Source organism: Streptococcus sanguinis (assembly GCF_003943735.1).
Lineage (GTDB): Bacteria > Bacillota > Bacilli > Lactobacillales > Streptococcaceae > Streptococcus > Streptococcus sanguinis_E.
In genome coordinates, this window is record NZ_RJMV01000013.1 from 1 (window position 1) to 13,022 (window position 13,022).

At 41.1% G+C, this 13,022-nt stretch carries 8 protein-coding genes and 1 rRNA gene; 1 reads left to right on the forward strand and 8 read right to left on the reverse strand.

The genetic code is table 11. The features are described 5' to 3' along the window. The 8 genes from D8877_RS10595 to D8877_RS10635 all read right to left on the reverse strand — a co-directional run. Positions 1 to 99, reverse strand: a 16S ribosomal RNA gene (locus tag D8877_RS10595); the annotation flags it as partial. A gap of 474 nt (positions 100 to 573) precedes the next feature. Then, positions 574 to 1,500, reverse strand: a complete 927-nt coding sequence (locus tag D8877_RS10600) for an ATP-binding cassette domain-containing protein (protein ID WP_002916385.1) — start codon at positions 1,498 to 1,500, stop codon at positions 574 to 576. 10 nt (positions 1,501 to 1,510) lie between these two features. Next, complete coding sequence (locus D8877_RS10605) at positions 1,511 to 2,578, reverse strand: ABC transporter ATP-binding protein (protein ID WP_002901221.1); 1,068 nt, start codon at positions 2,576 to 2,578, stop codon at positions 1,511 to 1,513. A gap of 8 nt (positions 2,579 to 2,586) precedes the next feature. Then, the gene (gene oppC, locus D8877_RS10610) at positions 2,587 to 3,513 is read right to left on the reverse strand and encodes an oligopeptide ABC transporter permease OppC (protein ID WP_002898857.1); all 927 of its coding nucleotides are present in this window, start codon (positions 3,511 to 3,513) and stop codon (positions 2,587 to 2,589) included. Next, the gene (locus D8877_RS10615; RefSeq protein WP_002902452.1) at positions 3,513 to 5,009 is read right to left on the reverse strand and encodes an ABC transporter permease; all 1,497 of its coding nucleotides are present in this window, start codon (positions 5,007 to 5,009) and stop codon (positions 3,513 to 3,515) included. The genes oppC and D8877_RS10615 overlap by 1 nt, the downstream gene beginning before the upstream one ends. 64 nt (positions 5,010 to 5,073) lie before the next feature. Then, the gene (locus D8877_RS10620) at positions 5,074 to 7,059 is read right to left on the reverse strand and encodes a peptide ABC transporter substrate-binding protein (protein WP_125341750.1); all 1,986 of its coding nucleotides are present in this window, start codon (positions 7,057 to 7,059) and stop codon (positions 5,074 to 5,076) included. A gap of 232 nt (positions 7,060 to 7,291) precedes the next feature. Further along, the gene (locus D8877_RS10630; RefSeq protein WP_125341748.1) at positions 7,292 to 9,262 is read right to left on the reverse strand and encodes a peptide ABC transporter substrate-binding protein; all 1,971 of its coding nucleotides are present in this window, start codon (positions 9,260 to 9,262) and stop codon (positions 7,292 to 7,294) included. Between the two features lie 192 nt (positions 9,263 to 9,454). Next, the gene (locus D8877_RS10635; protein ID WP_032912388.1) at positions 9,455 to 11,410 is read right to left on the reverse strand and encodes a peptide ABC transporter substrate-binding protein; all 1,956 of its coding nucleotides are present in this window, start codon (positions 11,408 to 11,410) and stop codon (positions 9,455 to 9,457) included. A gap of 292 nt (positions 11,411 to 11,702) precedes the next feature. On the opposite strand from D8877_RS10635, the gene pbp3 reads away from it, so the two are divergent. After that, complete coding sequence (gene pbp3, locus D8877_RS10640) at positions 11,703 to 12,971, forward strand: D-alanyl-D-alanine carboxypeptidase PBP3 (RefSeq protein ID WP_111675345.1); 1,269 nt, start codon at positions 11,703 to 11,705, stop codon at positions 12,969 to 12,971. Positions 12,972 to 13,022: the final 51 nt, after the last annotated feature.

Here is a 13,022-nt window from a genome sequence, read left to right on the forward strand (position 1 = left end):
TCATCCAAGAAGAGCAAGCTCCTCTCTTCAGCGTTCTACTTGCATGTATTAGGCACGCCGCCAGCGTTCGTCCTGAGCCAGGATCAAACTCTCATTAAAAAGTTTGAGTTCGCACTCATTACTGTCCACTGACAGATTTATTTTCGTTTTTTGACAGGTTACATATCTCTATTCATCCAAGAAGAGCAAGCTCCTCTCTTCAGCGTTCTACTTGCATGTATTAGGCACGCCGCCAGCGTTCGTCCTGAGCCAGGATCAAACTCTCATTAAAAAGTTTGAGTTCGCACTCATTACTGTCCACTGACAGATTTATTTTCGTTTTTTGACAGGTTACATATCTCTATGTCACCCTGCACTTGGTTCGTCTTGTTCAGTTTTCAAAGGGCTTTGTCTTTCGCGACAACTATATTAGTATATCACCTATACCTACCAACTGTCAATACCTTTTTTGAAAAAAATTAAAAAATTATTATTTTTAAATTGGTGAATAGTTTTACATACCTTTGAGGATGGTAAATTGACCTACATTCTTTCTTTATAAAGGCGCAAAAAATGCCCTTTCGGACATTTTTTCTATTCTTGTTCTTGTTTATACTTTTCGAGTTCTGCTTTATTAGCCCAGACGTAGTGTCCCGGACGAATCTCTGCCATTTCTGGTTTATCAACAGAATAATCGTGCTGTTCAGGATCATAGACCTTCAACACTTTTTTACGCTCCAAGATTGGGTCTGGAATTGGAACAGCTGAGAGCAGGGATTGTGTATAAGGGTGGACAGGATGGTTGAACAATTCCTCTGTCTCTGCCACTTCTACAATGACACCTTTGTAAATCACGGCGATACGATCAGAAATAAAACGAACTACCGAAAGGTCATGGGCAATAAACAGATATGTCAAGCCCAACTCTTTTTGGAATTTTTTCAAAAGATTCAAAACCTGAGCCCGAACAGATACGTCCAAAGCAGAGATTGGCTCATCAGCAATTACGAAATCTGGTTGCATGACCAGAGCACGAGCAATCCCAATCCGCTGACGCTGTCCACCAGAGAATTCATGAGGATAGCGAGTTAAATGCTCAGCCAACAAGCCAACTTCATTGATGATATTTTTAACTTTTCTTTGCCGGTCTTCTTCACTATCAAACAAATGGTAATTATAGAGACCCTCAGATATGATATAGTCAACCGTTGCACGTTCATTCAGGCTAGCTGCTGGGTCTTGAAAAATCATCTGAATCTTGCGAATCAAGTCTGCTTCTTCTGCTTTTGACTTTTTACCATTAATCTTTTTGCCTTCGTAGAAGATATCACCTGCACTGGTATCATTAAGGCCGATAATAGCTCGACCAATAGTAGTCTTACCAGAGCCTGATTCTCCTACAAGAGAGAAAGTTTCCCCCTTGTTGATGAAGAAATTTGCGTTTTTTACTGCTACAAATTTCTTACTTCCTTCGCCGAAGGAAATTTCTAAATCTTTAATTTCAACTAATTTTTCAGTCATTTCCTTCCTCCTAAGCTTCTAATTGATTGAAGCCCATTTTCGAACGAATTTTTTCATGTAGGTTTTCGATAATCTCTGGTTTATCAACCTTAGGCGCATCTTCGTGCAGCAACCAAGTCTTAGCCCAATGAGTATCTGAGACCTTGAAAGCCGGTGCTTCTTCTTCAAAGTCAATTGACATGGCATAGTCAGAACGCAAAGCAAAGGCATCCCCTTTGATTGGTGAATAAAGTGACGGCGGAGTACCAGGAATCGAGTAAAGCGCACCATTCGCATCTGCCAACTGAGGCAAGCTGGATAGCAAACTCCATGTATAAGGATGTTTTGGCTCGTAAAAGATTTCTTCAACTGTACCGTATTCTACAATTTCACCGGCATACATGACCGCAACCTTATCTGCAATACTAGCCACAACACCAAGGTCGTGCGTAATAAAGATAGTTGTGAAATGATATTCTTGCTGCAATGATTTGAGCAAGTCAATGATCTGCGCTTGAATCGTTACATCGAGGGCCGTTGTCGGCTCATCACAGATAAGAATATCAGGGCGGCAAGCCAAGGCAATAGCAATTACAATCCGCTGACGCATACCACCTGAGTATTGGAAAGGATATTCTTCGAAACGTTTTTCTGCATCTGGAATCCCGACCTTACTCATGTAGTCAATGGCCATTTTTTTAGCTTCTTTGGCTGATTTTCCTTGGTGCTTGATAATGACCTCTGTAATCTGGCTTCCAATGGTATTAATGGGATCCAAGCTCGTCATCGGATCTTGGAAGATAGTCGCAATTTTTGCACCGCGAATAGGCTCCCAATCCTTGTTACTACGAAGAGTCGTCAAATCTTTACCGCGGTAGTCAATGGTTCCTTTAGCTACACGGCCATTTTCTTCTAACATACCGGTAAAGGTCTTGGTCAAGACAGACTTTCCTGAGCCTGATTCACCAACAATAGCCAGAACTTCGCCTTCAATCAAGTCCAGAGAGACTCCACGAATGGCGGTTAAGACACGATCGCGAACATCGAATTCCACGACAATATCGCGAGCAGTCAATATTACATTTTCATTCTTTGTCATATTTACTCCTATCTATGTGTACGTGGATCGCTGGCGTCGGCTAAGTTTTGACCAACTACGAAGAAAGTAAGGGATACCAAAATCAGAGTTGTGAGTGGAATCCAAAAGAGGTAGGCATTTGTCGTCACGTTTTGTGAATAATCTGAAATCAAGCGTCCCAAACTCGGCACTGTTACAGGAAGTCCTAATCCAAAGAAGGACAGAAAGGCTTCGTAAGAGATAAAACTTGGCAGCATCTGTGAAGTGGTGGTCACGATAACAGATACCAACTGCGGCATAATGTTCTTCGTTACAATCTTGAGAGTCGGTGTACCAAGGGTACGAGAGGCAAGGTTATATTCCAAATCCCGATAGCGCATAATCTGCACACGGATGGTGTAGGCAATACCGACCCAACCAGTAATCGTCATGGCAAAAATAAGATTCCAGAAACCAGCACCAATAGAGTAGGTCAAGACAATGACAATCAAGAGGGCTGGGATATTTGAAATGATATTGTAGATTTCCATCATGACACGGTCAACTGTTTTGGAAATTCCCCAGATACCGCCAATGATAACTCCGATAGCCAGATTAATAACCGTCGCAATAATCGAAATAAGAATAGAGTTACGGGCACCAAACCAAACACCGTCAAAGAGAGACTTACCATTACTATCCGTTCCAAACCAGTATTGAGCACTTGGTTTGATATAACGCATGCTAAAATCATTTACCTTGCTCACGTCATTAAAGTCGAAGTTTGAAAACATAGGATAAATGAAGCTCATGAGAATAATGGCAATCAGAATCCCTAGCATGGTAATGGTTGATTTCTTTTTCAGAAATTGACGCATGACTGATTTCCAGTAAGAATAGGCTGGAGCATCAATCGTTTCAGAGGCAAAATCGTCACGTTTGACAAATTGGAATTTGCTTTTATCAATTGTAGCCATTATTTACCTCCTTTTGATGTTAACTTGATACGTGGGTCCAGTACAGTCATCAGAATGTCACCCAGCAAGAGAGCAAAGATAGACAGACATGTGAAGATGAATACAAGACCAACAACCATAGAGTTATTGGATGCCTTAACAGAATCAATCAGCATCTTACCCATACCAGGAAAGGCAAAGACAGTTTCTGTCAGAGTCGCACCTGCAATAACACCAACGATAGAAGCTGGGATACTAGATACCAGCGGCACCATAGCGTTTTTAAAGATGTGCTTGTTAGAAATTTCTTTTTCAGAGAGACCCTTAGCACGTGCAAAGCGGACAAAGTCCTGAGACTGCAGGTCAATCATATAACGACGAATCCAAACAGCTGTCCAAGGAGCACTCAAAAGCCCTAAAATAACAGCTGGAAGGACATAAGAACGCCAATCTCCTGCTCCCAAGATTGGGAAGGAGTCTGGAAGACCAACAGCAGACCCCGCCAAACGAACGATGTAAACCAAGGCGATGGTTGGCAGTGACATCATAAAGGTCAAGCCCGCTGTAGAAATGCTATCAAACCATGTATTCTTGAGTCGAGCCATGTAGGATCCGAGTGGAATAGCAATCAGATAAGACAGAGCCACACCAATCAAACCGATAATGGCTGAGCTGGTAATCATGGATGGATTTTGATAGTTGCTTTGAGTCGCCGTATAAGCATCTCCCTTACCAAACTTAGCAATATCCTGTGAGTCTGCTTTGCTTGGCGTCTTATAGGTACGAGAGTAAATGTTAACAGACGATGTCTTTTTACCTGTTGGGAATTGAACTTCAGAAGACTTAGTTTGTCCTTGTCCCTGTGTAATAACCTGCAGAACAGGGATATTGGCATAGGTTGGATAAGAATTCCCTAAATTAAAGGTAATAAAGTTCTGGTGGACAAATGGGAACTGACCATTAAAGTACAGCAGATACTTATGCTTGGTACCAGAACCCACAAGAGACCAGCCAACAGAAGGATCATTTTCAAACCGGATATAACGCTCTAGGTTTGGATTTTCCTCATCTTGGATAACATTTGGATGGTCAATTTGAATCAAATTAGCATAGAACTCAAAGACACGTTCATAAACAGGTACTTCACGTACAGCATAGAATTCTCCGCTCAGTGGGAATTTCTGCAATTTCCAGCCATTGCCAAGTTTATCAATATACTTCTGATAAATCTTCTCGTTTGCTTCTGTAGCTTCTGTGGTAACAGAAGAATCTTCCTTGCTGGCTTTCTCCTGCAGTTCCTTTGTATCATAATAGTCAATGTAGCCCATCCGCTCAAAGATAGTGTTTTCATAGTTAGTCTTTTTATCTTTATTGGTCGCTATCTTATTATAGTTAGGATCCTGCTTGAAAATCAACCTTCTTGGCACCATAGTATAGATAATGGCATAAGTCAGGGTCGTCACCAAGAAAATCGACACAATTGAGCGTAAGATACGCATAAAAATATATTTTTTCATTTATCGTTTCCTTTAAATTCCAAAAGAACTTTCTCCTCTATTAGAGAAAGTTCTCTTAGCAAGCTTATTTCACGTGGTCTGCTAATTCTTCTTGAGCTTTTTTATTAGATTCCGCACGTTCTTTATTCCATTTTTCCTGAGCGCTATTATAATCTTTTGTCGTTACAGGCTCATCCTGCAATTTCATGTACTTATAACTTGCTGCTTCACGCGCCTTAGCACCAGACCAAGCAAACGGTGCTGAGAAAGGCACTACCTTAGTCAAGGTTGGACGACCTGTTCTAGAAGTTACCGGAATCAACAAAGCACTATCAGTCAGCCAAGCCTGAGCAGCCGCATATTTTTCATAACGCTTGTTCAAATCTTGCTTTTCTGCACCAGCTTCGTCAACCAGCTTGGTATATTCATCCAAACCAACTTGTTTCGCTGCGGCATTATCTGTGCCATCAAATCCTAAGAAGGTCTTGGTGTTTTCACCACCAGGTTTGATAACATCAAGATAGGTAGATGGATCTTGATAGTCCGGAGACCAGCCGACATTATCTGAAATATCCCAGTCCTCTTCAGCAGCAGAAGGAGCAAACAAGGTAATGTTAGTCACTTCATCCTTAGACAATTGGTGAACATCAATCACAACATTATCTGTTCCCAAAGTCTTCTCAATGGATTGCTTGAGGGATTGAACGCGCTGTACTTTAGAAGTAGCTGTTTGATCAACCGGAATGTCCAGATGAATTGGGAATTCCACTCCATCAGCTTTCAAAGCTTCTTTTGCTTTAGCGAATTCAGCCTTTGCTTTGTTCTCGTTATAGAGACCATCTTGACCATCTGAGAAGTCAACGTCTTTCCATTCGTCGCCATAAGTTACTACTTTTTCCTTAACTAAGTCACCGAAGGACTTGTCACCAGCCTGCACAAATGTAGGTGGGATGTAAAGGTTACGAAGAAGTTTGTCTGCTCCGTCCTTACCATTAATCTGAGATGCATAGGACTCACGATTGAAGGCAAAGGTCAAAGCCTGACGGAAGTCCTTGTTAAGCAAGGCTTTCTTAGTTGAAGTCTTTTGAGCTTCTGATGTCTTAGCCGTATGATTATAAGACTGGCGATCAATGTTAGTACCTACTAAGAAAGTTGAGGCATCTTGAGGTGTATAGACGATATTATCTTTAAAGTCTTTTTCAACCTTTTCATAAGTCGCACTAGTTGGGAAAAGTCTGGCTGTTGTCAATGCGCCTTGGCTGAACTGCTCAGCAGGTTTTCCTTGATCTTGTCCATCATAGAAAGAGAGTTTAACTGCATCTACGTGAACATTTTCTTTGTCCCAATAATTAGGATTCTTCTCAAATTGGATTTCAGATTTTGAAGTCAATGATTTGAGCAAGAAAGGTCCGTTGTAAAGCAAACTTGTTGGATCAGTTGCTTGAGCGAACTTATCGCCTTGGTTTTCCAAAAAGTCTTTGTTTACTGGGTAGAGAATTCCCATTGTAGTCTTAGAGTTCCAGAAGCTTTCTGGCTCATTAAGAGTATACTCAACGGTATGATCATCAACTGCTTTAATCCCTACTTCTGAGAAATCAATCTTCCCAGAAATATAGTCCTTAAGCCCTTTGACAGAATCCTGAACCAAGTAGATTGTTTCAGATTTATTGTCTGCTGCATACTTAAGACCTGTAACAAAGTCTTCTGCTGTCACATCTGCATACTCTTCACCTTCAGAAGTATACCACTTAGCATCTTTGCGAAGCTTATAAGTATAAGTTTTTCCATCTGGTGATACAGTCCATTCCTCTGCCATTGAAGGAACCAAGTTTCCATATTGATCGTTTTCTAAAAGACCGTCAATGACATTGGCAGTCAAGTCTGTTGTAGCAGCTTTACTTGAAGTGAGATAGTTCAAGTTTTCAGGATCTGTCTCGTAGATATAATTAAAGGTGTTTGAAGAGTCTGAGCTGCCTGACTTTGTGTTTGGCTTAGAGCCTGAGCAAGCTGCAAGAAAGCCAGCTGCAAGAAGAGTGACTCCTGCTAATGCAAGGACTTTGCTTTGTTTCATATGGGTTTCTCCATCTTTTAGATTTTTAGATTTAATTAAGATTATAGCATAGATAGTACTAAAAGTAAAATAAATTTTCAGAATATTAAGTTAGCTCACTAACACCCTAAGATGTTTATGCAATTGGTTTTCTTGGATGTTGATTATCTAGGACCAGACAAGCTCAACCTCGTCCATTTCGTCTTCAAAATCATCAAAAATCCCACTGTTGCTACAATGGGATTTTCTTGCTCTATTTGATATGTTCTGCGAGTTCTTTTTGAGCTTTTTTGTTGGATTCTTCCTTTTCTTTTGCCCATTTTTCACGCGCTTTTTCATATTCTTTAGTCGTTATTGGTTTATCTTGGATTTCAACATATTTAAAGCTGTATTCACCCTTGTTTCCAGTCCAAGCAAATGGTCCTGAGAATGGAACAAGCTTACGGACACTTGGTGTTGCACCAGATGACCATGCCGGCATCAACAGGGCACTGTCTGTCAGCCAAGCCTGAGCTGCTGCATATTTTTCGTAACGTTTGTTAATGTCCTCGTTTTCTGAAGCAGCGTCTTCCAAGAGTTTATCATACTCTTCAAAGCCAGCCTCTTTAGCTGCTGCATTATCCGTACCAGGATCAAATCCAAAGTAGCTGTCAACATTTTCACCTGTCTTAGAACCAGTGATTTCCAAATAAGAAGATGGATCGTTATAATCTGGACTCCAACCGAGATTATTATTCAAGTCCCAGTCTTCTTGAGATGCTGAGGTCGCAAAGTAGGTGATGTTATTCAAGTCATCATCTGTCATCTGCTGAATGTCAATCACCACATTCTCAGAGCCAAGGTTGGCTTCAATAGACTGCTTCAGTGACTGAACACTCTTAACGCCATTGGTGTCTGCTGAGCTGACCGGAATATCCAGATGAATAGGGAATTCCACTCCTTCTGCCTGCAGCGCTTCCTTAGCTTTGGCAAATTCTGCCTTAGCTTTTTCTGGATTATAAAAGCCATCCTGAGCGTCGTCTAATTTGACTCCCTTCCACTCATCGCCATAGCTAGCCAGATTTTCTTCTACAATGCTGCCGAACTCTTTACCATTAGCCTGAACAAAGGTTGGCGGAACAAAGGTATTACGAAGTTGCTTGTCTGCTGCTTCTTCGCCATTGGTTTGGGCAGAATAGGCAGTACGGTCAAAGGCAAAAAGCAGAGCCTGACGGAAATCTTTATTGAGCAGTGCTTTCTTAGTGGAAGCTTTCTGTGCATCCGTTGTCTTAGAAGTATGCTCGTAAGACTGACGGTCGATATTAGTTGTAACAAAGAAGGTTCCTGAACCTTGAGGAGTGTAGACGATATTGTCTCCATACTGTTTCTTCACACTGGCAAAGTTGGAGCTATTTGGGAAAAGACGGGCAATGGTGTAGTTGCCGTCAGAGAAGCCACGCACCAGCGATTCTGTATCTTGCCCATCGTAGTAAGAGAATTTGACAGTATCAATTTTTACCTTTTCCTTATCCCAATAGTTTGGATTTTTCTCTAAGCTAATTTGAGATTTGGAAGTGATAGATTTCAAGATAAACGGACCGTTATAGAGGACGCTGGTTGGATCTGTCCCCTGAGCAAATTTGTCACCTTTTGATTTCAGAAATTCTTCGTTAATTGGGAAAAGAATCCCCATGGTTGTCTTAGAATTCCAGAAACTTTCTGGCTGATTCAAAGTGTATTGAACAGTAGAATCATCCACCGCCTTAACACCAACTTGGGAGAAGTCAGTTATTTTACCATTGACATAGTCGTCCAAGCCTTTAATGGATTTTTGAACGATATAGAGACCATCAGACTTGCTGTCTGCGGCATGCTTCAGGCTGGTTACAAAGTCCTTAGCAGTCACATCTGCATACTCTTCACCATCAGAAGTATACCATTTCACTCCCTCACGAAGCTTATAAGTATAGGTCAGACCATCTTTTGAAACGGTCCAATCTTCCGCTAGAGAAGGCACTAAGTTACCATACTTATCGCTTTCCAGCAAACCATCCACTACATTAGCCATAATCTCGTTGGTTGCTCGCTTATTGGACACAGTGTAATCCAACGTATCTGGATCTGCGGTATAAACATAGCTATAGTTTTTCCCAGATGAATTAGAGCCGCCAAACGAACAGGCAGCCAAAATTCCTGTAGAGAGAATGACAAGCCCAGCAGCTGCAGCTAACTTAGATGTTTTCATAAACTTCCTCCAGTTTTCATTAAGATTACTTTCATTATAGCACTTCTGCGACAGGATGTAAACGCTTCAATGCAATAGAGAGTCATATAAAAAAAGAGACTGGGACAAAATGTCTCAGTCTCGCTTTATCGTATTCACAAACTTTTGATTCCAAACTGTTTATAAAGAATCAAAAATTCGCGGTTCAGAACCTTATTTAATGTGTTTTTCTAAGTCTTCTTGGGCTTTTTTATTGGATGCTTCCTTTTCTTTTTCCCATTTCTTAAGAGCCGCTTCATAGTCTTTAGCTGTAACAATATCATTTTGGAGCTCCATGTTCTTAAAGACATAGGCATCTCCTTTAATTCCGACATAAGAGTAAGACTTGGTAAATGGCACAACCTTCTGAACGACTGGTGAACCACCACCAGAAACACTAGGAATAACAATGGAGCTATCCGTCAACCAAGCCTGAGCTGCTGCGTACTTGGTGTAACGAGCATCTGTATCTTGTTTTTCTTGATCAGCTTCATCCAGCAAAGCCTTGTATTCATTCAAGCCAACCTTATTTGCCACATCAGCATTTTTCCCTTTTTCTATACCAATATTATCTGCAGCATCACCTGTTTCAGGGTTAAAGATATTCAGATAAGTTGATGGATCTTGGTAGTCTGCTGACCAGCCAGACATGTTGAGATCGTAGTCTTTCTGAGCTGCTGTTTCTGCAAAGTAGGCAGAATTATCAAAGTCATCTGTTGACATTTGCTGAACATCAATAACGACATTTTCTTGGCCAAGCGCTGATTCGACAGACTGTTTGAAGGAGTTCGTCCGTTGTACCAAAACCTTGTCAGACTGATCGACAGGGACGTCAATATGGATTGGGAATTCTACACCTTCAGCTTGCAAGGTTTCTTTTGCCTTGGCAAATTCCGCCTTGGCTTTATCAGCATTGTAGATACTATCCTGAGCATCCGCCAGCTTAATGCCATTCCACTCATCTCCATAAGATGAAAGTTGGCTCTCTACTACATCAGAGAAGTCCTTACCGTCCACCTGCACAAAGCTAGGAGGAACAAGCAAGCTACGGATGAGTTTAGTCGCTCCATCTTTACCATTCATCTGAGCTCCAAAAGATGTCCGGTCAAAGGCAAAGTTAATCGCCTGACGGAAGTCTTTATTTTGAATAGCAGCTGTAGTTGATGCCTTTTGAGCATCTGATGTCTTAGACGAATGATTATAAGTCTTACGATTCAGATTGAAAGCAAAATAGAAACTAGTTGAATTCTGTGGTGTGTAAATAATATTGTCTTTGTACTGCTTTTCTACAGAAGCATAGTTAGAGCTCGTAGGGTAAAGCCGTGCTTGAGAATAAGCCCCGTCTGAGAAGTTGCGGATCAAGGATTCCTGATCCGAACCATCAAAATAAGTCAGTTTTATATTTTCAACCTTGACATTGTCCTTATCCCAATAGTTCTGGTTTTTAGCATATTCAATGACAGACTTAGAAGTGAATGCTTTCAGAACATAAGGTCCGTTATAAAGAATGGAAGAAGGTTTTACGGTACCAAAATCTTTGCCTTGTGACTTCAAGAAATCCTCATTGATGGGGAACAGAATCCCCATGGTCGTCTTAGAGTTCCAGTAGCTTTCTGGCTGGTTGAGCGTGTATTCGACCGTGTGGTCATCAACTGCTTTTACTCCAACTGTTGAGAAGTCTTTAGACTCTCCTTTGACATAGGCATCCAAGCCTTTGATAGAGCTTTGGACGATAGGAAGAGCTTCAGAATTTTCATCTGCCGCGTGCTTCAAACCTGCTACAAAGTCTTGTGCTTTAACCTCTGCATATTCTTCACCATCTGATGTGTACCACTTAGCATCTTTACGAAGCTTATAGGTATAGGTCAAACCATCCTTTGAAACAGTCCAGTCTTCCGCAATAGATGGAACCAAATTGCCGTATTTATCATTTTCTAAAAGGCCGTCCACCAAGTTTGTAATAACATCGGACGTAGTAGCTCGATTTGAATTGACATAGTCCAAAGTATCAGGATCACTCAAATAGACATAAGAATAGGTATTACTGGCACTAGAGCTTCCACAAGCAGCTAAGATTAGTGTTGACACGACTGTCAGTCCAGTAATGGCCAACCATTTAGATTTTTTCATGAGCATTCTCCTTCTCAATTTATATTGTATTATTATACAATATTTTTTTATAAAAACAAATGTTTTATGTAGGAAAATAATAATTTTCTATTTTTCAGCTTGTATATCTGTATTATTTCAAATATTTTTCTATTTTGTGAGTTTTTCCGAAAGATGCTTTTATAAAAAATCTCTTTAAGGGGATTACCCTACTTTTCTCTACATTTATTTTGTAACCTTTTATTATCCTTGATTTATAAAAGAAAAGAGAATTTTATGATACAATGGTTATATCTTGTTTTAGGGGAAAGAAATGAAACGATTATTCCTATGTTTACTAGTTTTGGTCGGAATGACCGCCAACAAGGTGGCAGCAGATGATTTCAACATTGCCGCTAAAAGTGCAATGGCTGTGGATGCTACTTCTGGAAAGATTCTCTACGAAAAAGATGCTAATACTCCAATCGAAGTCGGCTCCATCACCAATCTTTTGACCGTCTATCTGGTCTATGAAGCCATTGACAGAGGAGACTTGACTGCCGATACTTATGTTGATATTTCAGACTACGCTTACAGTCTGACATCTAATCCAAATATCAGCAATGTCCCTTTGGAAGCCAAACGTTACAAAGTCAAAGACTTGATTGCCGCTTCCTTGATGTCCAGCTCCAACAGTGCCACGATTGCTTTGGCTGAGAAGGTTGGGGGCAGCGAAGAAAATTTCGTCCAAATGATGAAGGCTAAGCTTAAAGAATGGGGTATCAAAGATGCTACTATTGTGAACTCCACAGGGCTGAATACTCTTCTTCTGGAATACGCAACTGAAGAAACAGACTATACTGCCTCAGCTAGCACAGCTAAAAAAAGCAAGGACACTGAAAACAAATTCAGCGCCTACGACTTGGCTGTTATCAGCCGGCATCTGATTATGGACTTCCCTCAAGTGACAGAGATCACTTCCAAGTCCACAGCCAAAATTGCGGGGACGAGTCTGGAAAATTATAACTTCATGCTGGAAAACCAGTCCAACTTCCGCTCAGGTGTGGACGGACTCAAAGCCGGCAGTTCGGAGAAGGGAGGCTCTTCCTTTGTTGCAACGACTACTGAGAATGGCATCCGCATGATTACAGTTGTGCTAGACGTTGAGCAAACTGACGGAGACCCTTACGCACGCTTTGTAGCCACAGCGTCTTTGATGAACTATGTTTCGCAAAACTTCACCCAGACGACCATTGTGGCCGAGGGTGAAGCCTACAATAAAAGCCATTCAACCGTTATTGACGGCAAACAAAAGACCGTGCCAGCCGTTGCCAGCAAGGATTTTACCATCATTGAACGCATCGCCAATCAGGCGGAACACAAAGTAGAATTCTCCACCAACGAAAAAGGCTTCCAAGCTCCACTGAAAAAAAATACTGAGCTCGGAACCTTGACCTATAATGACCCTGAGCCAATCGGCCAAGGCTATCTGGAAAACAAAGCACCTTCTGTCACAATGGTAGCCGGCCAAGAGGTGGAAAAAAGTATCTTCTTCAAGGTCTGGTGGAATGACTTCGTCCGCTATGTCAACGAGAAATTATAAAAAAAGCCGCGAATCAAATGATTCGCGGTTGTTTTGTATGTTTTGTAAATG